19 protein-coding genes and 1 pseudogene are annotated in these 20,791 nt (G+C 71.7%); 7 read left to right on the top strand and 13 right to left on the bottom strand.

The genetic code is table 11. From position 1 onward, the window contains the following. Nucleotides 1–48 precede the first annotated feature (48 nt). The 9 genes from hpnD to OG488_RS32990 form a co-directional block, all read right to left on the bottom strand. Nucleotides 49–969: a presqualene diphosphate synthase HpnD gene (hpnD, locus tag OG488_RS33030; protein ID WP_329235893.1), complete on the bottom strand. Its 921-nt coding sequence runs from the start codon at nt 967–969 to the stop codon at nt 49–51. A 29-nt stretch (nt 970–998) separates the two neighbouring features. Next, entirely contained in the window at nt 999–1,919 is a 921-nt protein-coding gene (gene hpnC, locus OG488_RS33025) for a squalene synthase HpnC (protein ID WP_329235890.1), read from the bottom strand. Nucleotides 1,920–2,334: 415 nt separating this feature from the next. Beyond that, nucleotides 2,335–3,120: an ABC transporter ATP-binding protein gene (locus OG488_RS33020; RefSeq protein ID WP_329235887.1), complete on the bottom strand. Its 786-nt coding sequence runs from the start codon at nt 3,118–3,120 to the stop codon at nt 2,335–2,337. Further along, entirely contained in the window at nt 3,113–4,042 is a 930-nt protein-coding gene (locus OG488_RS33015; protein ID WP_329235884.1) for an ABC transporter permease, read from the bottom strand. Before OG488_RS33015 ends, OG488_RS33020 begins: the two co-directional genes overlap by 8 nt. 108 nt (nt 4,043–4,150) lie before the next feature. Continuing rightward, a complete protein-coding gene (locus OG488_RS33010; RefSeq protein ID WP_329235881.1) occupies nt 4,151–5,023 on the bottom strand; it encodes a glycosyltransferase family 2 protein in 873 nt (290 codons plus the stop codon). Between the two features lie 8 nt (nt 5,024–5,031). After that, nucleotides 5,032–5,811, bottom strand: coding sequence for a CDP-alcohol phosphatidyltransferase family protein (locus tag OG488_RS33005; RefSeq protein ID WP_329235878.1), 780 nt, complete (start codon nt 5,809–5,811; stop codon nt 5,032–5,034). Then, nucleotides 5,789–6,850, bottom strand: coding sequence for an iron-containing alcohol dehydrogenase family protein (locus OG488_RS33000; protein WP_329235875.1), 1,062 nt, complete (start codon nt 6,848–6,850; stop codon nt 5,789–5,791). The genes OG488_RS33005 and OG488_RS33000 overlap by 23 nt, the downstream gene beginning before the upstream one ends. Next, entirely contained in the window at nt 6,838–7,575 is a 738-nt protein-coding gene (locus OG488_RS32995) for a phosphocholine cytidylyltransferase family protein (RefSeq protein WP_329235872.1), read from the bottom strand. The genes OG488_RS33000 and OG488_RS32995 overlap by 13 nt, the downstream gene beginning before the upstream one ends. Continuing rightward, complete coding sequence (locus OG488_RS32990; RefSeq protein WP_329235869.1) at nt 7,572–9,326, bottom strand: DUF5941 domain-containing protein; 1,755 nt, start codon at nt 9,324–9,326, stop codon at nt 7,572–7,574. The genes OG488_RS32995 and OG488_RS32990 overlap by 4 nt, the downstream gene beginning before the upstream one ends. Before the next feature lie 305 nt (nt 9,327–9,631). On the opposite strand from OG488_RS32990, the gene galE reads away from it, so the two are divergent. The 4 genes and pseudogenes from galE to idi all read left to right on the top strand — a co-directional run bounded on the left by galE (nt 9,632) and on the right by idi (nt 12,993). Continuing rightward, nucleotides 9,632–10,627: a UDP-glucose 4-epimerase GalE gene (galE, locus tag OG488_RS32985; protein WP_329235866.1), complete on the top strand. Its 996-nt coding sequence runs from the start codon at nt 9,632–9,634 to the stop codon at nt 10,625–10,627. 174 nt (nt 10,628–10,801) lie between these two features. Continuing rightward, a complete protein-coding gene (locus tag OG488_RS32980; protein WP_329235863.1) occupies nt 10,802–11,746 on the top strand; it encodes a cation diffusion facilitator family transporter in 945 nt (314 codons plus the stop codon). Between the two features lie 41 nt (nt 11,747–11,787). Beyond that, nucleotides 11,788–12,251 (top strand): annotated as a pseudogene (locus OG488_RS32975) (GNAT family N-acetyltransferase); the annotation flags it as partial. A 148-nt stretch (nt 12,252–12,399) separates the two neighbouring features. Beyond that, complete coding sequence (gene idi / locus OG488_RS32970) at nt 12,400–12,993, top strand: isopentenyl-diphosphate Delta-isomerase (protein ID WP_329235860.1); 594 nt, start codon at nt 12,400–12,402, stop codon at nt 12,991–12,993. 21 nt (nt 12,994–13,014) lie between these two features. Here the strand turns inward: idi and OG488_RS32965 are convergent, their stop codons facing one another. Together OG488_RS32965 and OG488_RS32960 are read right to left on the bottom strand one after the other, a co-directional pair. Beyond that, entirely contained in the window at nt 13,015–13,470 is a 456-nt protein-coding gene (locus OG488_RS32965; protein WP_329235857.1) for an ATP-binding protein, read from the bottom strand. Nucleotides 13,471–13,618: 148 nt separating this feature from the next. Beyond that, the gene (locus OG488_RS32960; protein WP_329235854.1) at nt 13,619–14,341 is read right to left on the bottom strand and encodes an HdeD family acid-resistance protein; all 723 of its coding nucleotides are present in this window, start codon (nt 14,339–14,341) and stop codon (nt 13,619–13,621) included. Between the two features lie 80 nt (nt 14,342–14,421). Here OG488_RS32960 and OG488_RS32955 point away from each other — a divergent pair, with 80 nt between their 5' ends. Further along, nucleotides 14,422–15,222 carry an enoyl-CoA hydratase/isomerase family protein gene (locus OG488_RS32955; protein WP_329235852.1) on the top strand — a complete coding sequence of 267 codons (801 nt, stop codon included), beginning with the start codon at nt 14,422–14,424 and terminating at the stop codon, nt 15,220–15,222. On the opposite strand, the gene OG488_RS32950 is transcribed toward OG488_RS32955, so the two are convergent. Then, on the bottom strand, nt 15,209–15,844 hold the full coding sequence (locus tag OG488_RS32950) for a DJ-1/PfpI family protein (RefSeq protein ID WP_329235849.1): 636 nt from the start codon (nt 15,842–15,844) through the stop codon (nt 15,209–15,211). The two genes, OG488_RS32955 and OG488_RS32950, sit on opposite strands and share 14 nt — an antisense overlap. Nucleotides 15,845–15,883: 39 nt before the next feature. Next, nucleotides 15,884–16,840 (bottom strand): GlxA family transcriptional regulator, encoded by a 957-nt coding sequence (locus tag OG488_RS32945; protein ID WP_329235845.1) that lies wholly within the window; start codon nt 16,838–16,840, stop codon nt 15,884–15,886. Nucleotides 16,841–16,974: 134 nt separating this feature from the next. On the opposite strand from OG488_RS32945, the gene OG488_RS32940 reads away from it, so the two are divergent. Next, a complete protein-coding gene (locus tag OG488_RS32940) occupies nt 16,975–17,838 on the top strand; it encodes an SCO6745 family protein (protein ID WP_329235842.1) in 864 nt (287 codons plus the stop codon). A 227-nt stretch (nt 17,839–18,065) separates the two neighbouring features. After that, nucleotides 18,066–20,516 (top strand): Tex family protein, encoded by a 2,451-nt coding sequence (locus tag OG488_RS32935; protein WP_329235839.1) that lies wholly within the window; start codon nt 18,066–18,068, stop codon nt 20,514–20,516. The last annotated feature ends 275 nt before the right edge of the window (nt 20,517–20,791 follow it).

Raw genomic sequence — 20,791 nt, 5'->3', positions numbered from 1 at the left:
GGGGGCGCGCGGAGGTTGCCCGCCCCGCACGCCGGATCGGAGCCGTCATCAGACCCTCCCCCTGGCAGTCCGGCGTGAGATGTGGCGCGCGTCGAGGCCCGACAGGCCGCGCACCGCAACGTACGCCTTCTCGTGGCCGGGCAGCGAGACCCTGCCCCGCAGGACGGCCTCGGGATCACGTTCGATCCGGTCGAGGAGCCGGCGGTAGATGCCGGCCATGGCCGCCACGCAGGCACCGCTGCGCCGGTCCAGCATGGGCAGCAGCCGGTAGCCCTCGGCGAAGAGCGCCCGGGCGCGCCGGACCTCGAAGTGCACCAGGCCGGCGAAGTCGGACCCGGGAGGCGGGGTGGCCCGGTGGAAGCCCGCGGAGCAGCCGAACTTCGCGAGGTCGTCGGCGGGCAGGTAGGTACGCCCGTTGCCGGCGTCCTCGCGGACGTCACGCAGGATGTTGGTGAGCTGGAGGGCGAGGCCGAGGGTGTCGGCGTACTCCGGGGCCCGTTCGGCGCCGGGCGCGCCCGCTTCCGTCCCGAAGACGCCCAGGCTGAGGCGCCCGATGGCACCGGCGACACAGCGGCAGTACGTCTTCAGGTCGTCCCAGGTCTCGTAGGTCGCGCCGCGTACGTCCATGAGCACGCCGTCGATGAGCTCGTCGAGGCCGCCGAGCGGCAGCGGGAAGCGGTGGGCGGCGTCGGCCAGGGCGACCGCGACCGGGTCGGTGTCGTCCTCGTCGACCTTGCCGTCCCGGATCCGGCCGAGCAGCAGCCGGGTGTCCTCCAGCCGGGCGTGCTTGGTCTCCGGTTCCAGCTCGCCGTCGCCGATGTCGTCGACCCGACGGGAGAAGGCGTACAGCGCCGACATGGCCTGCCGCTTCTCGTACGGCAGCAGTCGGATGCCGTACGCGAAATTACGGGCCTGCTGTCCGGTGACGGCCTCGCAGTAGCTGTACGCGGCCTGTACCGGTGCCGACATGTACGTCGTCTGTCCCTCCACGGTCCGGCTCACCCCTCTCTGTGCGCTCTTCGCAGGACGTCTCCCACCTCGCGCAGCAGTCTGGGCGCGGTGGGCCTGGGCGGTCCGGGCAGTACGTCGAAACCTGCGGCGGAGACGGCGCCGAGGGCGGCTCGCCCTCCGCCGACGAATCCGGCGAGCAGCAGCTTGAGCCGGCCGCGGACGCTGCCGACCAGGGGGACGCCCTCGTCCAGCAGTTCGCGGGCGCGCTCCGCCTCGAAGGCGATCAGGGCGCGCACGGCGGCGCCCGCGGACGGCGCGGCCAGGTCGGATTCACCGACGTGGAAACGGGCCATGTCCTCGGCGGGGAGGTAGATCCGGTCGCGGCCGAGGTCCTCGGCGACGTCCTGGAGGTGCTCGGCGATCTGCAGCGCGGTGCAGACGGCATCGGAGCGGCGGATGCGTTCGGGGCTCGCGGTGCCGGTGATCTGGAGGACGAGGCGGCCGACGGGGTTCGCGGAGAGCTCGCAGTAGGCCAGCAGCTCCGCGTAGGTCCCGTAGCGGCGGACCTTCTGGTCCTGCCGGTTCGCCTCGACCAGGCCGAGGAAGGGTTCGGGGGTGAGCGCGCAGCGCCGCACGGTGGGGCGCAGGGCGCGCATCAGGGGGTGGCGGGGGCCGTCGCCGGTGGCCGAGAAGACGCGGTGCAGGTCGGCCTCCAGGGCGTCCAGCACGGCGAGGCGGTCGTCGCCCTGTCCGGGTTCGAGGCCGAGGTGGCGGGCGTCGGCACCGCCGGGGGCCAGGTCACCGTCGCCGATGTCGTCGACGAGGCGGGCGAAGCCGTAGACGGCCATCAGGTCGTCGCGCCAGGCGCGGGGCAGGAAGAACGGCGCCACGGGGAAGTTCTCGTCCGCGGCCTTGCCGAGCGTGGCGGCCGCGGCGGCGTCGGCGGGTGCCTGCTGGGTACGGGTCACTGCGTACCACCCGACGCGGGGACGGCGAAACCACGTCGGAGCTGGAGATTTTCCATCATTGCCGTCATATCTCCCGTTCTACACTGCCGACCCAAAACATCCCTTTTCGGACACGCCGCTCGTCCGGCCGAGTGCGACATGCACACAACGGGCGATGTGCCGGGGCGTATCACCCCACAGTGCCGCGAATCAGTACCGTGACAGCTTACGTTGTACAGCTCACAGAGCCGCGCCGGGGTGCGGCACGGCCTCCCGGACCACTCCGGCCGTCGTCAACCCTCCCCGGACCCGGGGTGATTGACGTCATCCGCCGGGAGGAGATCCCCCGGGCGTCCCGCACCGCGGGCCTCCCCCGGCCGTGACACCGCGCGGCCCCCGCCTCTGCACTCCGGCGGGGGCCACACGCGGACGACGGCTACTTGCCGGTCTCCCGCTCGTAGGCCTTCAGCACCTCTTCGGTGGGACCGTCCATCAGGAGCTCGCCCTTTTCCAGCCACAGCACCCGGTCGCAGGTGTCCCGGATCGTCTTGTTGTTGTGGCTGACCAGGAAGACGGTGCCCGCCTCCTTGCGCAGCTCGCGGATCCGCTCCTCGGAGCGCACCCGGAACTTGCGGTCACCGGTGGCCAGGGCCTCGTCGATCATGAGGACGTCGTGGTTCTTGGCCGCCGCGATCGAGAAGCGCAGGCGGGCCGCCATGCCGGACGAGTACGTCCGCATCGGCAGCGTGATGAAGTCGCCCTTCTCGTTGATCCCGGAGAAGTCCACGATGTCCTTGTACCGCGCGCGGATCTCCTCGCGGCTCATGCCCATCGCGAGTCCGCCGAGCACCACGTTGCGCTCACCCGTCAGGTCGCTCATCAGCGCCGCGTTGACGCCGAGCAGCGACGGCTGGCCGTCGGTGTACACCTTCCCGTGCTCGGTCGGCAGCAGGCCGGCGATGGCCCGCAGCAGGGTCGACTTGCCGGACCCGTTGGTGCCGATGAGGCCGATGGCCTGGCCGCGGTAGGCGGTGAAGGAGACACCCCGTACGGCGTGCACCTTGCGCACACCGCGCGGTTCGCCCTTGCCGCGGCGCATGATCCGGCTCAGTGCCGCGGTGGCGCTGCCCTTGCCCCCGCCCGTGCCGTTGACGCGGTACACGATGTGCACGTCGTCCGCGATCACGGTGGGGATGTGTCCCTGGGACGTTTCCTCAGCCACGGCCGTACCGTTCCTCTGCCTTCCAGAAGTACACGAAGCCCACGACGCCCACGACGAGCGCCCAGGCGAGCCCCACGGCCCAGACGTGCTGCGGCAGGTTCTCGGAACCGTAGCCGTCGATCAGGGCGAAGCGGACCAGGTCCATGTAGATGGCCGCCGGGTTGTACTGCAGCACGTCGGCGATCCACTGCGGCTTGTCCTCCAGCATCACCGGGATGGAGAACATGACGCCCGAGCCGTACATCCACGTACGCATGACGAACGGCATCAGCTGGGCGAGGTCGGGGGTCTTGCTGCCCAGCCGGGCCATGACGAGCGCGAGGCCGGTGTTGAAGAGGAACTGCATGGCCAGCGCCGGGATCACGAGCAGCCAGGAGAGGGCCGGGTAGCTGCCGAAGCCCACCGCCACGGCCACCAGCACGATCATCGAGTACATCAGCTGCTGGAGCTGCTGGAGCGAGAACGAGACCGGCAGCGACGCGCGGGGGAAGTGCAGCGCCCGGACCAGGCCGAGGTTGCCCGCGATGGAGCGGACCCCCGCCATGACCGAACTCTGGGTGAAGGTGAAGACGAAGACCCCGGTCACCAGGAACGGGATGAAGACCTCCTGGCTCATCCCCCTGTTGGTGCCCAGGATCAGGCCGAAGATCAGGAAGTAGACCAGGGCGTTCAGCAGCGGTGTGGCCACCTGCCACAGCTGGCCGAGCTTGGCCTGGCTGTACTGGGCGGTCAGCTTCGCCCTCGAGAACGCCAGGATGAAATGCCTGCGTCCCCAGAGCTGCCGGACGTACGCGAACAGCCCGGGCCGGGCGCCGCTCACCGTCAAGCCGTACTTGTCGGCCAGCTGGGACGCGCTCAGTCCCTCGTCGGCGGACGGCGGGCTGCTCAGCGCAATCCCGCCGTCGTGGGTCGTGTCACTCACAGTTAAGAACTCTCGTCTTCACAATGCGCAGCCGGTCGCGGGCGCGGCCGAGGCGGACAGGTTCCCCGTACGGAATGAATACGGCTCATGGTCTCAGAGGTGAGCCTCTCAGATCACGGGCGGGCGGCCCAGTCTGGTCAGCCGCCACACCGTACGCCACCTCATGGGGCGCCGGGGTCCGCAGGGCGTGGTCCAGCCTTCCCGGAAACCGCCGAACCACGCCTTGAGGGCGGGCAGCGAGGGCCTGCGGACCAGGGTGAGGAGCAGCCAGACGCCCACGTAGAGGGGCACCAGCGGCGCGGGCAGGTTCCGGCGGGCGAGCCAGACGCGGTTGCGGGCCACCATGCGGTGGTAGACCGCGTGCCGCGAGGGGGCGGTGGTGGGGTGGTTGAGCACCATGTCCGCGCGGTAGTCGATCATCCAGCCGGCGTCCAGGGCACGCCACGCGAGGTCGGTCTCCTCGTGCGCGTAGAAGAACTCGCCGGGGAGCGGGCCGGCCTCGGCGATCACCTGGCTGCGCACGGCGTTCGCGCCGCCGAGGAACGTCGTGACGCGGGACGAGCGCATCGGGTCGGACGCGCGCAGCCGCGGCACGTGCCGACGCTGGGTCGCCCCGGTGTCCGGGTCCGCGATGCGGAACGTGATGATGCCGAGCTGCGGGTCGGCCTCGAACGCCTGCCGGCAGAGCTCGGCGGTGTCGCTGTTCGGCAGGTGCCCGTCGTCGTCGAGGAAGAGCAGGGCGTCCACGTCGGCTCCGGACGGGCCGAACGCCTCGATGCCGACGTTGCGGCCGCCCGGAATGCCCAGGTTCTCGGGCAGCTCGACGGTCCGCACGCCCGGGGGGACGTCGGGGACCGGGGCGCCGTTGCCGACGACGACCACCTCGATCCGGTCGCCGTCCTGCTCGGCGACCGAATCGAGGAGGGCGCGCAGTTCGTCGGGGCGGTTGCCCATGGTGATGATGACCGCGCCGAGTTTCATGGGAGAGCTCACTTCAGCCTGCTGGACGCCAGGATCGACACCAGGTGCAGGACGGTCTGGAGTAGGGCGATGCCGGCCATGACCGCGACCGCGAGACGGCTGAAGAAGAAGTCGTCCCTGACCACGTCGAGCACGGCCACCACGAGGATCACGAAGGACGCCTCGATGCCGAGGATCAGCCGGTGGAACTTGAGTGCGCCGGCGGCCCGGCGGGCCAGCGCCATGCCGGAGGAGCGGGGCTCGGACGCGGCCTCCTTGACGGGCGGCAGCCCGCCCTGGTGACGGGCGACGCCGACGAGGTCGGTCTCGGCCTTGATCAGGATGGCGCCGAGAGCGGCGAGCGTGCCCAGGAAGGCCCACAGCCAGTCGACGCGTCCCGGGCCCCACAGGTCGGCGGCGCGCAGGCCGAAGCCGACCAGCACCGCCGCGTCGCACAGGTAGGCGGCCACCCGGTCCAGGTAGACCCCGCCCAGCGAGTACTGCTTCTTCCAGCGGGCCACCTCGCCGTCGACACAGTCGAACAGCAGGTAGAGCTGGACCGCGAGCACGCCGAGCAGGGCGCCCGGGATGCCCGGGACCAGCAGGGCGGGCGCCGCGAGCACGCCGGCGACGGTCATCACGTAGGTCAGCTGGTTGGGCGTGACCTTGGTGGTCACCAGGCGCCGGGTGATGCGCAGCGAGATCTCGCGCATGTAGAGCCGACCCGCCCAGTGCTCGCCACTGCGCCGGTCCTTCACACCCGGGGGGTGCACGACCGGGCGGAGTTCAGCTATGGATGGCTTTTGCATAGTCGGCGTACGCGTCCCTGATCTGGTCGGTGGACAGGTTGAGGTGTTCCAGGATGGTGAAGCGTCCCGGGCGCGTCTGCGGGGCGTACTCGACGGCCCGCACGAACTCTTCGGTGGTGAATCCGATCTCGTCGGGCAGCACCGGCAGCCCGTGGCGCCTCAGTACGGTGGCCATCTCGAGGGCCTCGTCGCGCGCGCCGCGCAGGTGCATGGCGAAGCAGGCGCCGAGGCCGACCTGCTCCCCGTGGCTGGCCGCGCGCTTCGGGTACAGCAGGTCGAAGGCGTGGTTGATCTCGTGGCAGGCACCCGAGGCGGGCCTGGAGTCGCCGGCGACGGACATCGCGATGCCCGTCAGCACGAGCCCCTCGGCCAGCACCTTGAGGAACGCGTCGTCGCCGACCCCGCCGGGGTGGCGCAGCACGGCCTCGCCGGCCTGCCTGGCCATGGCGGCCGCGAGTCCGTCGATCTCCTCGCCCTGGACCTCGTGGGCGAGCTCCCAGTCGGCGACGCAGGAGATGTTGGAGATCGCGTCGCCGGCGCCCGAGCGCACGTAGCGTGCGGGCGCCTCGCGGATCACGTCGAGGTCGATGACCACGGCGATCGGGGTGGGGACCCCGTAGGAGCCCCGCCCGTTGTCGTTGTCCAGGGTCGCCACCGGGGAGCAGAGCCCGTCGTGGGACAGGTTCGTCGCCACGGCGACCATGGGCATGCCGACGCGCGCCGCGGCGTACTTCGCCACGTCGATGATCTTGCCACCGCCGAGGCCGACCACGGCGTCGTAGCGGTTGCCCTTGATGCCGTCGGCGAGCCGTACCGCGGAGTCGATCGTGCCGTCGGTGACCGGGTACCAGTCGGCTCCCGGCAGCACCGGGGCGAGCCTCTCGCGCAGGGCACGCCCGGAACCCCCGCTGATCGCGATGGCGAGCTTGCCCGACGCGGAGATCCGCTGGTCGGCGAGGAGACCGGCCAGATCGTCCATCGCGCCGCGCCGGATGTCGACGACGACCGGGGACGGGATGAGGCGGGTCAGTACAGGCACGCGATCTCCCTGCCCCTGGCGAGGTCGTCGTGGTTGTCGATCTCGACCCACGTCACCTCGCCGATGGGCGCGACGTCGACGGTGAAGCCGCGGTTCACGAGCTCCTGGTAGCCGTCCTCGTAGTAGAGGTCGGGGTCGCGCTCGAAGGTGGTCCTCAGGGCGTCGGCGAGTTCCTCGGCGGCCTCGGACTCGATCAGCGTGACGCCGATGTACTCGCCGGTCGCGGTGGCCGGGTCCATCAGCTTGGTGATCCGGCTGACGCCCTTCGCACCGTCGGTGATGACCTTCATCTCCTCGTCGGCGAGGTTCTTCACCGTGTCGAGGGCGAGGATGATCTTCTGGCCCTTGCCGCGCGCGTCCAGGAGGGTCTTCTCGACGGAGACCGGGTGCACGGTGTCGCCGTTGGCGAGGATGACGCCCTTCTTCAGGACCTCACGCGCGCACCAGAGGGAGTAGGCGTTGTTCCACTCCTCGGCCTTGTCGTTGTCGATCAGCGTCAGCGTCACGCCGTACGTGGCCTCGAACTCGGCCTTGCGGGCGTAGACCGCCTCCTTGCGGTAGCCGACGACGACCGCGACCTCGGTGAGCCCGACCTCGGCGAAGTTGGCCAGCGTCAGGTCCAGCACCGTCTTCTCGCCGTCCACCGGCACCAGGGCCTTGGGAAGCGTGTCCGTGTAGGGACGCAGACGGCGTCCGGCACCGGCAGCCAGTACGAGGCCGATCATGCGAGTTCTCCTTCGTCGTGTACGGCGGGGGCCGAGGAGGACACCCAGAAGCGGATGGACTCCACGAGCACCACCAGAGCCACGGCGGCCGCGAGCGCGGTGAGAGCCGTGGTGAAACCTGAACCATGGATCAGTACGGCGGCGAGAACGGCCACGACCAGGGTCCGGCCCTCGTGTCCGCCGATGGTGCGCACCAGCCAGCGGGGCGGTGCCCCGGTGCCGCCCCGGATGCGGTAGACCGTGTCGTAGTGATGGTAGGCGACGGCCGAAACCAGGCCGAATGCCGCGGGAACGGCATGCGGTACGTCACTGCGGGCCGCCAGGGCGAGGATCGTGCAGTACTCGGCGGCCCGGAAGACCGGCGGGACCAGCCAGTCCAGCGCACCCTTGAGCGGCCGCGACACGGCCAGGCCGGAGAGGACCGCGTACACCGCGGCGGCTCCCACGGTCAGCCAGTCGCCGTAGGGGGCGAACAGCGCCGCGCCGACCATGACCAGCGCTCCGGCGAAGGCCAGGAGCGGCGCCGTGAAGCCTCCGCCCGGACGCCGGAGCACGGCCCCGACGGCCTGGGCGAGCGGACCGGAGTCGGCCAGCTCGGCCAGGGCCCGGGCGGCACGGTCGGTGCGCTTCGCCTTGCGGGTCAGTGAGCGCAGCAGCCGGCCGGCCGTGGTGTAGCAGGCCGCCAGGGCGCAGCCGACGAGCAGGGCGTAGAAGACGATCCGGGGTGTGGTCACGGCGGTGAGCACGGCGATCATGGCCCAGCGCTCACCGATGGGCAGCACTATCATCCGGCGGAGCCAGACCGTCCAGCCGACGCTGTCGAGCCTGTCGGAGAGCGCGGCGGTGGGGCTCGTGTTGGACTCCGCGTCGTGGTTGGCCTCGTTGAACGAGAAGTCGACGACATGGCGGCAGGCCTGGAGCACCATCGCACCGAGCGCGAGGACCCACACGTCGTCACCGCCGCGGGCGGCGCCGAGGGCCAGGCCCGCGTAGTAGGCGTACTCCTTGGCCCGGTCGAAGGTGGCGTCAAGCCAGGCGCCCATCGTCGAGTACTGGAGCGAGTACCGGGCGAGCTGCCCGTCGGTGCAGTCCAGGACGAAGGAGAGGAGCAGGAGGATCCCGGCCGCGACGTAGCCGCCGCGGGTGCCGGTCGCCGCGCAGCCGGCCGCGATCAGCGCGGTGATCAGCGAGGCGGTGGTGACCTGGTTCGGGGTGAGCCCCCGTCGCGCGCACCAGCGGGCGATGTAGCGGGAGTAGGGGCTGATGAAGTAGGTGGTGAAGAAGCCGTCGTGCGCCTTCACCGCGCTGCGCAGCCGCACGGCCTCGTCGTCGACGGCGTCCACGGCTGCCTGTGCGGCGGCCCGCTCGTCGGGTCCCGTGGGCACGGCGGCCGTGAGCGAACCGAGCTCGGGGCGCCGCACGGCGGTGCCTTCCGCGTCCAGGGCCACGGCCAGTCGGCCGGGCACCGTGCGTTCCTCGGTGACGGGTGTGGCACCGGGAGGCGCCACAGGGCTTCCCGCGCCGACGGCGGTCACGGCCCGCCGCAGGGCGCGGAGCAGCGCCGGGCGGGCCTCGGGCTGCGCGGTGAGCGCCCCGGGGATCGACGCGGCGGCGAAACGGGGGTCGGTGAGTCCGAGCCTGAGGGCATGGAGGTGGCCGACGAAGCGGGGGTCCACGAGCGCGACACGTCTGCTCGCGGGGACTGCGGCGAGCAGCTCGGCGGCCTCGGAGGCGTCAGCTGCGGCAGTCACCTCGAAGCCGAGTGACCGCAGATCGTCCGTGAGCGACGATCCGGGTACCGGCGCACCGGTGAGGATGGCGGTCGACAGACGAACTCACTCCTTGGTGCTGACGGGAACGGCGCGCGACATGAGGCCCGGAGGTGGACCGGCGGCACGTCGGCTGAGGCTATCGGATGAACGGAAGACCGAGTTCACCGCCCGTTTGTGCTCCGTTCGGGCGAATCGGCCATCATGCGGCGCCGTTCGCGATCATCATCGTCGATCAACGCCTCGGCTCACAAACCGCGTCCGGAACAGCGCATAGGCTGAGGCGCATGACGTGGTTGATCACAGGCGGGGCCGGTTACATCGGAGCACATGTGGCGAAGGCCATGGCGGCGGCCGGGGAGCGGGTCGTCGTCCTCGACGACCTCTCCTCGGGCATCGCGGAGCGGCTGCCCGCCGACGTCACGCTGGTGCGGGGCTCGGCCTTTGACCGCGGGGTGGTGGACCGGGTCCTGGCGGAGCACGCCGTCTCCGGTGTGGTGCACCTCGCGGCGAAGAAGCAGGTCGGTGAGTCCGTCGAGAAGCCGCTGCTCTACTACCGGGAGAACGTGACCGGGCTCGGCGTGCTGCTGGAGGCGGTGGTCGCGGCCGGTGTGCGGCGCTTCCTCCTCTCCTCGTCGGCGGCGGTGTACGGCGTCCCGGACGTCGAGCTCATCACGGAGGACACGCCGTGCGCGCCGATCAACCCGTACGGCGAGACCAAACTCGCCGGGGAGTGGCTGGTGCGCGCGACGGGCAGGGCGCACGGCATCTCGACGGCCTGTCTGCGGTACTTCAACGTGGCGGGGTCCGCCGAGCCCGCACTGGCCGACACGGGTGTCTTCAACGTCGTGCCGATGTTCTTCGACCGGCTGACGCGGGGCGAGGCGCCGCGGATCTTCGGTGACGACTACCCCACACCTGACGGCACCTGTGTGCGTGACTACATCCATGTCGCCGACCTGGCCGAGGCGCATCTCGCCGTCGCCAGGAAACTGGACCGGGACGCGGGGGAGACCGCCGGCGGCGACCTCACCGTGAACATCGGCCGGGGCGAGGGCGTGTCGGTCCGCCGGCTCGCCGAGCTGGTGGCCGAGGTCACCGGCATCACCGTGGAGCCCGTGGTCGAGCCGCGCAGGTCGGGGGACGCGGCCCGGGCCGTCGCGTCGTCCGCCCGGATGACCGGGGAGCTGGGCTGGACGGCTCGCCGGGGCATGCGGGAGATGGTGGAGTCGGCCTGGGAGGGCTGGTGCCTGCGTCACCCGGAGGCCCGCTCCGCGCGATGAGGAAGCGCACCCTCACAGCGCTCTGACCTGCGATCGTTTCCGCAGGTCAGAGCACATGACAACGGTGTTCAGTGCCGTGTTGCCCGCTACCCCGCCCCCGTAGTTCACTGGCCGCATCGGGCGAGGTGCGTCCGAACCCTTCGAGGGGTACGACGCGTTTCCGGAGGCGTTCTCATGGGGGCTGGCCACGATCACGGGCACACGCACGGAGGGCCGCCCCCGACGGGGACGACGGCCGCCGCCGCGTACCGGGGCCGGCTCAGGGTCGCCCTGGGCATCACGCTCGGCGTCATGGTCATGGAGATGGTCGGCGGACTGCTCGCCGATTCGCTGGCCCTGATCGCGGACGCCGCCCACATGGCGACCGACGCCCTGGGCCTGGGCATGGCCCTGCTGGCCATCCACTTCGCCAACAAACCGGCCGGCCCCAACCGCACCTTCGGTTTCGCCCGGGCCGAGATCCTCGCCGCGCTGGCCAACTGCCTGCTGCTCCTCGGCGTCGGCGGCTACCTGGTCGTCGAAGCCGTCGACCGCTTCATCACCCCGGCCGAGACCCGGGGCGGCCTCACCATCGCGTTCGCCGCGGTCGGGCTGGTGGCCAACGTGGTCTCCCTCTCGCTGCTGATGCGCGGGCAGCGGGACAGCCTCAACGTGCGGGGCGCCTATCTCGAGGTCGTCGCGGACACGCTCGGCTCGGTGACCGTGCTCGTCGCCGCGGGCGTCATCATGGCCACCGGCTGGCAGGCCGCGGACCCGATCGCCTCGCTGCTCATCGGCCTCATGATCGTCCCCCGTACGGTGAGACTCCTGCGGGAGACGCTCGACGTCCTGCTGGAGTCGGCCCCCAAGGGCGTCGACATGGAAGAGGTACGCGCCCACATCACGGCCCTGCCGGGTGTGCTGGACGTCCACGACCTGCACGCCTGGACGATCACCTCCGGCATGCCGGTCCTCTCCGCCCATGTGGTCGTGCACCAGGAGATGCTCGACTCGATCGGCCACGAGAAGCTCCTGCACGATCTGCAGGGCTGCCTGGGCGATCACTTCGACGTCGAGCACTGCACCTTCCAGCTGGAGCCCAGCGGGCACGCGGAGCACGAGGCGCGGCTCTGCCACTGAACCGTCCGCGGGCCCGGTGCCAAGGTCTCCGTCGCGTCTCCGCGGTGCGCGGCGTCGTCGGGGCCGCGTTCCCGACCCGGGACGAGGCCGATCCGGTCGACGCGCTGCGCACCGACCCGGGCCTCTGGCTCCCGGGTCTGTCGTACGTGGCCGAGGCCCCGGACGGCTCCGTCGCGGCGCACGCCCTGCTGACCCGGTGCCGGATCGGGGACGCCCCGGCGCTCGCCCCGGCGCCCGTGGCGCCCGCGCCCGGTCATCAGCGCGCGGGCGCCGGGCGCGCGGTGGTGCGGCGGTGCCGGACGCCGCGCGGCTGCGAGGCGAGTCACTCGTCCTGGTGCCCGGGCATCCGGGGTACTCCCCGGCCATCGGATTCGCGCCGGCGTCGCGGTTCGGGATCCGGCCGGGCTTCGAGGTGCCCGACGAGGCGATGACGGCGCTGGTCCTCGACGATTCCGTGCCGGTGCCGGAGGGCACGATCCGTTGTCCGGGGGCCTTCGGAGTCTGACGCCGTGTACGTCCCGCCGCCCCTTCCGGGGTGCGGCGGGGCGGACATGCCCGGACCCGAAGTGCGGACAAGCGGCTTTTGTACGGCAGACTTGACCGCACTCGAGGGGTCCGGCGCACGAGGCCGGGAACCAAAGCGAAGGATGGGTATGCCGACCACACCAGCCACCGCGGCCAACAACTCGTCGAACGGAACAGCAGACGCGATCATGCTCGAACTGGTCGACGAGAGCGGCACCACCATCGGCACCGCGGAGAAGCTCGCCGCGCACCAGGCCCCCGGCCAGTTGCACCGGGCGTTCTCCGTCTTCCTCTTCGACGAGCAGGGGCGGCTGCTGCTGCAGCGCCGCGCACTCGGCAAGTACCACTCCCCCGGCGTGTGGTCGAACACCTGCTGCGGTCACCCGTACCCGGGCGAGGCGCCGTTCGCGGCGGCGGCACGGCGTACGTACGAGGAGCTGGGGGTCTCGCCCTCGCTGCTCGCCGCGGCGGGCACGGTCCGCTACAACCACCCCGACCCGGTGTCGGGCCTGGTCGAGCAGGAGTTCAACCACCTGTTCGTCGGAATGGTGCAGGAACAGCTGCGGCCGGACGAGGAGGAGGTCGGCGAGGCGGCCTTCGTGACCGCGGGTGAGCTGGCGGAGCGTCATGCGGCGGCGCCGTTCTCGGCCTGGTTCATGACCGTGCTGGACGCCGCACGGCCCGCGATCCGGGAGCTGACGGGACCCTCCGCCGGCTGGTGACACCTTTCGCCCGCAGGGCGGTCAGAGCTGCGTCTTCAGGGGCAGCGCCGCCCAGATGATCTTGCCACCGCCCGCGGTGTGCTCCACGTCGCAGGTTCCGCCCGCCTCGGCGGTGATCTCCCTGACCAGGAGCAGCCCGCGTCCGCCGGTCTGCGCGTAGTCGGTGACCAGCGCCGTCGGGCGGTAGGGGTGGTTGTCCTCGACGGAGATCCTGATCCATTCCGCGCCGATGGCCACCTCGACCGCCAGCTCGGGCGAGAGCAGTGCCGCGTGCCGGACCGCGTTGGTGACCAGTTCCGACAGGATCAGCAGCAGGCCCTGCAGGATGTCGTCCTCGACGGGCACGCCCTGCCGGTCGAGCAGGTCCCGTACCGCGTGCCGGGCCTGCGGCACCGAGACGTCCACGGCGGGGGCGGTGAAGCGCCACACGCCCTCGTACGGCACGGGATGGGCAGGAACACTCCCACGGCTCTCCATAGACCGGCACCCGCTCTCGGCTCGCATGTCACTGACCATCGAGTAATGAGTGTCGGGAAGGGTGTGGTCCGGACCGCAGCTCTGACCATAAGTGGTCGGTTCTAGAGGCAATATGACCGAGTGGGTATGACAGCGTCAGGTGAGGGGACTACTTCTCACCTTCTTCAGGCGTCATCTGGTCCGTCACCAGACTGACGACGCGTCGCCCTCCCACGCCGATCGCGATCAGGCCGAGCCCGTCGAACAGCAGGGCCAGGGAGAAGAAGCACCCGAGCACGTAGAGACTGCTGTGCGGCCAGTCGACGAGCACGAGCACACCCAGCAGCAGCCCGAAGGCTCCCTGCAGCAGCGTCCAGCCGAACTGGGGACCGCGTACGACGACGCTGCCGACCAGCCGGAACACTCCGCCGGTGAGGAAGAGGAGTGCCGCGAACATCGTCAGCGCCTCGGCCGTGCCCACCGGATTCCTGATGACGACGACACCGGCCGCCAGGTTCAGCGCGGCGACCACCACCCCCAGCCAGAAGTACGGGGTGCCGCGGGCCTGCACCGCGTGGAGGAGGCCGACGAGGCCGCCGACCAGCAGCAGCCAGCCGAAGAGGATCATCGAGGTCAGCGTGGCCACGCCGGTGTAGACGAGGCCGACGAGCCCCGCGACGGCGAGCAGGGCTCCCAGCAGGGCGAGCACACCGAAACTGCGGCTGAGCTTCCTGCCCTCTGCCACCGGCCCGGACTTCCCGCCCTTGCCCACGGGTCCGGGCCTCCTGCCCCCGGTCGCGGGTCCGGGCTTCCCGCCCTCACCCGTGGGACCGGGCTTCCCGCCCTCACCCGTGGGACCGGGCTTCCCGCTCTCGCTCGTGGGTCCGGCCATCGACAGCTCCTCACGGTGCGTGCCTGCTTCGCGACCCCTTCTTGATCATAGGTTCGGGCCGTGCGGATAGCATCCGGCGCATGGACCTCAGGGAGCGGACGGCACCGACGGAGCCACGGCTGGAGCACACGGTCGTGGACGGCGTCGCCACCGTCGTCATCAGCAACCCCGCCAAGCGCAACGCCATGACCACCGGAATGTGGCAGGCGCTGCCCGCGCTGCTGGAGGCCCTGGCCTCGGAGCCGGGCGTGCGCGTCCTCGTGCTCACCGGCGCCGGTGACACCTTCTGCGCAGGTGCGGACATCGGCTCCCTCCGGGACCCGGGCGGGCGCCCCCAGGCCCTCGCGGTGGAGGCGGAGGAGGCCCTGGCGGCGTTCCCCCGGCCGACCCTGGCCGCCGTGCGCGGGTACTGCGTGGGCGGCGGCAGCCAGCTCGCGGCGGCGTGCGACCTGCGGTTCGCCGAGGAGGGCGCGTCCTTCGGTGTGACCCCGGCCAAGCTCGGGATCGTCTACACCGCGTCCTCGACCCGCCGGCTCGTCTCCCTGGTCGGCCCGGCATCGGCGAAGTACCTGCTGTTCTCCGGTGAGCTGATCGGTACGGAACGCGCCCTGCGCACGGGGCTCGTGGACGAGGTCCTGCCGGCCGGCGGTCTGGAGGACCGGGTGCGTTCCTTCGCGCGGGTCCTGGCGTCGCGCTCGCAGCTGACGCAGGCGGCGGCGAAGGAGTTCGCCGCCGGCCGCGAGGACCGCGACGCGTACTGGTCGGAGCAGGCGCGCGGCAGCGGCGACACCGCGGAGGGGGTCGCCGCCTTCCTGGAGCGCCGTGCTCCCCGTTTCACCTGGACGACGGGGAGCGCGGAGTCCGCGCCTACGTCAGGATGAACCGGCTCCTCGCCCGCCATTCCGCGACCATGGCCGCAGGCGCCTTCTCCGGGGATCCCGTGTCGTAGGGCGGCTGCGGGTCGTACTCGGTCAGGAGCTGGACGGTCCGGGCGTACGTGTCCCCCGCGATCCTGCCGAGCAGGGTGAGGCCCATGTCGATGCCCGCGGAGACCCCGGCGGCGGTGACGTACTTGCCGTCGACGACGACCCGCTCGCCCGTGGGCTCGGCCCCGTGGTCCTTCAGGGCGTCGAGGGCGAGCCAGTGCGAGGTGGCGCGCCGTCCGGTGAGCAGTCCGGCGGCGCCGAGCAGGAGCGAACCGGAGCAGACGGAGGTCGTCCACGTGCTGGTGGCGTCGGCCGTGCGCAGCCAGTCGAGCAGCGTCCCGTTCTCCATCTGGTCGCTCTGTCCGGGGCCGCCCGGCACGATGACCAGGTCGGGCGCGGGCACCTCGGCGAGCGTGCGGTCGGCGACGAGCGAGAGGCTCCCGCTGTCGTTGCGCACGGGCCCCGTCCGTTCCGCGACGAGGACGGTCTCGGCACCGGGGGCCCGGCTGAGCATCTCGTACGGGCCGACGGCGTCGAGCGCGGTGAAGCGGTCGAAGAGCACGATGGCGATCTGCATGGAAGGTCCTCTCACCGATGGTGTCGTGGGGCCGGGCGGTCACACGGACTGGGTGCGGAAGCGCCGGCGGTACTCGGCGGGCGCCGTGCCGAGGGCCTTCACGAAGGCCCGGCGCATCGCCTCCGGAGTGCCGTAGCCGCTGGCACGGGCGATCCCGGCGACACCCTCGGTGGTGTCCTCCAGCAGCCGGCGGGCCTGTTCCAGGCGTACGCGCTCGACGTACCTGCCGGGGGTCAGGCCGGTCTCCGCCTGGAAGGCACGCGCGAAGTGGCGGGGCGAGAGCCTGGCCCGGGCTGCCAGCGCCTCCACAGAGAGGTCCGCGTCCGGATGCTCGGTGACCCAGTGCTGTACGTCGCGGAGCGGTTCGCGGACGGCGGTCTGCGCGGTGAGCTGGGCGCTGAACTGTGCCTGGTTCCCGGGACGGCGCAGGAAGACGACCAGATGGCGGGCGATGCCGAGCGCCACCTCCCTCCCGTGCTCCTCCTCGACCAGGGCGAGCGCGAGGTCGATGCCCGCGGTGACGCCGGCGGAGGTGGCCAGTCGTCCGTCGCGTACGAAGATGGGGTCCGGGTCCACCTCCACGTCCGGATGGCTGCGGGCGAGATGGGCGCAGACCGACCAGTGGGTGGTCACCCGGTGGCCGTCGAGCTGGCCCGCGGCGGCCAGGAGCAGCGCGCCGGTGCAGACCGAGACCAGCTGCCCGGCCGACGGGGCGTGCGCGCGGATCCAGGCGACGAGCGCCGGTTCCGGCGCGCGGGTGCCCGCACCGCCCGGCACCAGGAGGAGATCGGGCGTCGCGGCGTCGTCGAGGGTGCCGTCGGGGACGAGGGTGAGACCGCTGGAGCAGCGGACCGGCGCGCCGTCGAGCGAGGCGGTGCGCAGCTCGTAGGAGATCCCGGGGAACCGGGAGGCGCCCGCGAAGACCTCCATGGGGCCGCTGACGTCGAGGCTCTGGACGCCTTCGAAGAGGACGACGAGCACGGATCGCTGCTTCATGTCCGCCATCCTGGGCGGCGGGCGCGATGGCGGCAATGACGAGTTCCCCACCTTTCCTGCCACGCCCGCCGCTCGGTGCTCCCGCCGACACCCCGGGGCTACCCCACGTACCAACCAGTCGGTAACGTGCGGGCATGAGCACTCTTCCGCCGCGCGCCGGGCGCCGCTGCCACAACGCCGTCAACCCGCTGCACTCCTGCGTCTACTTCTCCCCCGACCTCGGCAAGGAGTTCGCGGAGCTCGGCGTCGAGAACGAGAGCCGCGTCTACTTCGCCGCCCGCGGTGCTGCCCTGGGGGCTGTCGGAGCGGGTGCGGTCACCGCGACCTTCTACAACTTCAACCATGAGCTCGTGGCCCGCCACCTGCCCGCCGTCTGGTCGGACATCACCCCCGAGGCGGCGCTCGACGCCCGCCTCCGGGCGGCCGACTCGACGCTGCGCCGGGTCCTCGGCGAGGAGACCCTCGCCTCCCCCGAGATGGCGGAGGCGGCGGCGCTGGCCCTGCGCGCCACCGAGGCGTGCACCCGTCACGCCCGTCCGCTGTACGCGGCGCACGCGGACCTGCCGGTGCCGGAGCAGCCGCATCTGGCGTACTGGCACGCGGCGACGCTGCTGCGCGAACACCGCGGCGACGCGCACCTGGCCGCGCTGCTCACGGCCGGCCTGGACCCGCTGGAAGCCCTGGTCAGCCACACCGCCACCGGCAAGGGCATGGCGCCCCGCTGGGTCCTGGCCACCCGCGGCTGGCGGCGCACGGACTGGGACGCGGCGGTGGAGCGGCTGCGCGGCCGGGGCCTGCTGGACGCCGAGGGCGAACTGACCGACGCGGGCACCGCCCTCCGTGCCGGGCTGGAGGAGTCGACGGACCTGATGGACGCCGCGCCGTACGAGCACCTGGGCGCCGAGGGCGTGGACCGGCTCACCGAACTGGCCCGGGGATTCCTGTTCACCGCGGCCTCCGCGGGCGCGTTCCCGGAGGACCTGGTCGGCAAGGGCTGACCCCGCCTTCCGGCTCCTGGCGGGCCGCTTCGGCGGCACGTCGCGCGACGGCCGGACCCGGCCCGCCCGACCGCCGCCAGGGGCGCATCGGGACCGTGATCGAGCAGGTCACGCGACACGGCCCCCGGCCACCCGGCACAATGCAGGCGAAGGGGCCCACCCGGGTGTGGACCACCCCAGCCAGCACAGCCAGCACAGCCAGTACGAGAAGGCGAGTCGGGAAAACCGTGACGACGTCCATCGAAGGCAGGATCGCCGAGGAGCTCGGCGTACGCGAGCGTCAGGTGAAGGCGGCTGTCGACCTGCTCGACAGCGGGTCGACCGTGCCGTTCATCGCGCGCTACCGCAAGGAAGCGACCGAGATGCTCGACGACGCGCAGCTGCGCACGCTCGAGGAACGGCTGCGGTATCTGCGGGAACTCGAGGACCGCCGTGCGGCCGTCCTCGATTCCGTACGTGAACAGGGCAAGCTCGACGCGGCCCTGGAGGCGCAGATCCGGGCGGCCGACACCAAGGCGCGGCTGGAGGACATCTACCTGCCCTTCAAGCCGAAGCGCCGGACGAAGGCGCAGATCGCGCGTGAGGCGGGCCTGGAACCCCTGGCCGAGGGGCTGCTCACCGACCCGTCCGTGGACCCGGCCGTCGCGGCCGCGGCCTTCGTCGACGCCGAGAAGGGTGTCGCGGACGCGGCTGCCGCCCTGGAGGGCGCCCGGTCGATCCTGGCGGAGCGCTTCTCGGAGGACGCCGACCTGACGGGCGAGCTGCGTGAACGCATGTGGTCGCGCGGCAGGGTCCTCGCCAAGGTGAGGGACGGCAAGGAGGAGGCGGGCGCGAAGTTCGCCGACTACTTCGACTTCGCCGAGCCGTTCACCGCGCTGCCCTCGCACCGGGTCCTCGCGATGCTGCGGGGCGAGAAGGAGGACGTCCTCGACCTGGTTCTGGAGCCGGAGGAGCCGTCGGAGCACCCCGGTCCCTCGTCGTACGAGAACATGATCGCCCGCCGTTTCGGCGTCGCCGACCGCGGGCGTCCTGGCGACAAGTGGCTGGGCGACACGGTGCGGTGGGCCTGGCGGACCAGGATCCTCGTGCATCTCGGCATCGATCTCCGGCTCCGGCTGCGCACCGCGGCGGAGGACGAGGCCGTGCGCGTGTTCGCGTCGAACCTGCGTGACCTGCTGCTCGCCGCACCGGCCGGCACCCGGGCGACCCTGGGGCTCGACCCCGGTTTCCGTACCGGGGTGAAGGTCGCCGTCGTCGACGCGACCGGCAAGGTCGTCGCCACGGACGTCATCCACCCGCACGTACCGGCGAACAAGTGGGACAAGTCGCTCGCCACGCTGGAGCGCCTGGCGAGGGAGCATCAGGTCGACCTGATCGCGATCGGGAACGGCACGGCGTCCCGCGAGACCGACAAGCTCGCTGGTGAACTGTGCGACAAGCACCCCGAGCTGAAGCTCACCAAGGTGATGGTGTCGGAGGCGGGCGCCTCGGTGTACTCGGCGTCGGCCTTCGCCTCGCAGGAACTCCCGGACATGGACGTGTCGTTGCGCGGCGCGGTCTCGATCGCACGGCGACTGCAGGACCCGCTGGCCGAACTGGTGAAGATCGACCCGAAGTCGATCGGCGTCGGCCAGTACCAGCACGACCTCTCCGAGGTGAAGCTGTCGCGTTCCCTGGACGCGGTGGTCGAGGACTGCGTGAACGGCGTCGGGGTCGACGTCAACACCGCCTCGGCCCCGCTGCTCTCGCGGGTGTCGGGCATCGGGTCCGGGCTGGCCGAGAACATCGTGACCCACCGGGACGCCAACGGACCGTTCCGCTCACGCCGGGCCCTCAAGGACGTGGCGCGGCTGGGCCCGAAGGCGTACGAGCAGTGCGCCGGCTTCCTCCGGATCCGGGGCGGCGACGACCCCCTGGACGGGTCGAGCGTGCACCCGGAGGCGTATCCCGTCGTGCGGACGATGGCGAAGCGGACCGGCGGCGACGTCGCTTCGCTGATCGGCGCCTCGGACACGCTCCGGTCGCTGCGGCCGGACGATTTCGTGGACGAGAAGTTCGGCCTTCCGACGGTCACGGACATCATCAAGGAGCTGGAGAAACCGGGCCGCGACCCCCGGCCCGCCTTCCGGACGGCCACCTTCAAGGAGGGCGTCGAGAAGCTCGGCGACCTGGCCCCCGGGATGGTGCTGGAGGGTGTCGTCACGAACGTGGCGGCGTTCGGCGCGTTCGTCGACGTCGGCGTCCACCAGGACGGCCTCGTGCACGTGTCGGCGATGTCGCGGACCTTCGTCAAGGACCCGAGGGACGTCGTGAAGCCGGGCGACATCGTGAAGGTGAAGGTCATGGACGTCGACATCCCGCGCAAGCGGGTTTCACTGACCCTGCGGCTCGACGACGACGCCCCGGCCGGGCAGGGCGGCGGACAGGGCCAGAAGCGCGAACGGAACGCGCAGGGCGGTGCCGAGCGCCCGCCCCGCCAGCGGCAGGGTCAGGGCCAGAATCAGGGTCAGGGCCAGGACAACCGTCAGGGCGGCCAGCGCCGGGACCGGCGCGGAGGCGGTGGCAGCGGTGGTGGAGCACCCCGGCCCGCGGCGGCCCCGGCCAACAGCGCGATGGCTGACGCGCTGCGGCGCGCGGGACTGACGGGCGGTTCCGACCGGGGCGGCGCCAAGCGCTGAGTCCCGTACGCGGGCGGGCGGACAGGCTTCTTCCGTCCGTCCGCCCGCGCGTTCGCGCCCACCGCACCTGGGGCGAACGGCTGTCACCTGCCGGACGTCGCGCATGGGCGGCGCCCGGCGGCACCGCCGCGCGGAACGAGTGCTGCGCGAAGCATTGACATGCTCAGGACTCGCCTCCACGCTGAGTGCCAGCCCGGGATGCAACCGGTTGCAGCGCACCGGTCGCATCCCGGCAGCACGGGCCGTACGCCGGAGGTGTGAGGCTCCCCCGTCTC

It is taken from the genome of Streptomyces sp. NBC_01460 (assembly GCF_036227405.1).
Taxonomy (GTDB): domain Bacteria; phylum Actinomycetota; class Actinomycetes; order Streptomycetales; family Streptomycetaceae; genus Streptomyces.
Note: the sequence above shows the minus strand (reverse complement) of the source record. Positions and strands in the feature narration are given on the sequence as shown.

What these genes read in the sequence shown, in the direction of transcription:
- hpnD (WP_329235893.1), bottom strand. Translation starts at nt 969, where the DNA reads ATGTCGGCACCGGTACAGGCCGCGTACAGCTACTGCGAGGCCGTCACC.
- OG488_RS33010 (WP_329235881.1), bottom strand. Translation starts at nt 5,023, where the DNA reads ATGAAACTCGGCGCGGTCATCATCACCATGGGCAACCGCCCCGACGAA.
- OG488_RS33005 (WP_329235878.1), bottom strand. Translation starts at nt 5,811, where the DNA reads ATGCAAAAGCCATCCATAGCTGAACTCCGCCCGGTCGTGCACCCCCCG.
- OG488_RS32995 (WP_329235872.1), bottom strand. Translation starts at nt 7,575, where the DNA reads ATGATCGGCCTCGTACTGGCTGCCGGTGCCGGACGCCGTCTGCGTCCC.
- galE (WP_329235866.1), top strand. Translation starts at nt 9,632, where the DNA reads ATGACGTGGTTGATCACAGGCGGGGCCGGTTACATCGGAGCACATGTG.
- OG488_RS32980 (WP_329235863.1), top strand. Translation starts at nt 10,802, where the DNA reads ATGGGGGCTGGCCACGATCACGGGCACACGCACGGAGGGCCGCCCCCG.
- idi (WP_329235860.1), top strand. Translation starts at nt 12,400, where the DNA reads ATGCCGACCACACCAGCCACCGCGGCCAACAACTCGTCGAACGGAACA.
- OG488_RS32965 (WP_329235857.1), bottom strand. Translation starts at nt 13,470, where the DNA reads ATGGAGAGCCGTGGGAGTGTTCCTGCCCATCCCGTGCCGTACGAGGGC.
- OG488_RS32960 (WP_329235854.1), bottom strand. Translation starts at nt 14,341, where the DNA reads ATGGCCGGACCCACGAGCGAGAGCGGGAAGCCCGGTCCCACGGGTGAG.
- OG488_RS32955 (WP_329235852.1), top strand. Translation starts at nt 14,422, where the DNA reads ATGGACCTCAGGGAGCGGACGGCACCGACGGAGCCACGGCTGGAGCAC.
- OG488_RS32950 (WP_329235849.1), bottom strand. Translation starts at nt 15,844, where the DNA reads ATGCAGATCGCCATCGTGCTCTTCGACCGCTTCACCGCGCTCGACGCC.
- OG488_RS32945 (WP_329235845.1), bottom strand. Translation starts at nt 16,840, where the DNA reads ATGAAGCAGCGATCCGTGCTCGTCGTCCTCTTCGAAGGCGTCCAGAGC.
- OG488_RS32940 (WP_329235842.1), top strand. Translation starts at nt 16,975, where the DNA reads ATGAGCACTCTTCCGCCGCGCGCCGGGCGCCGCTGCCACAACGCCGTC.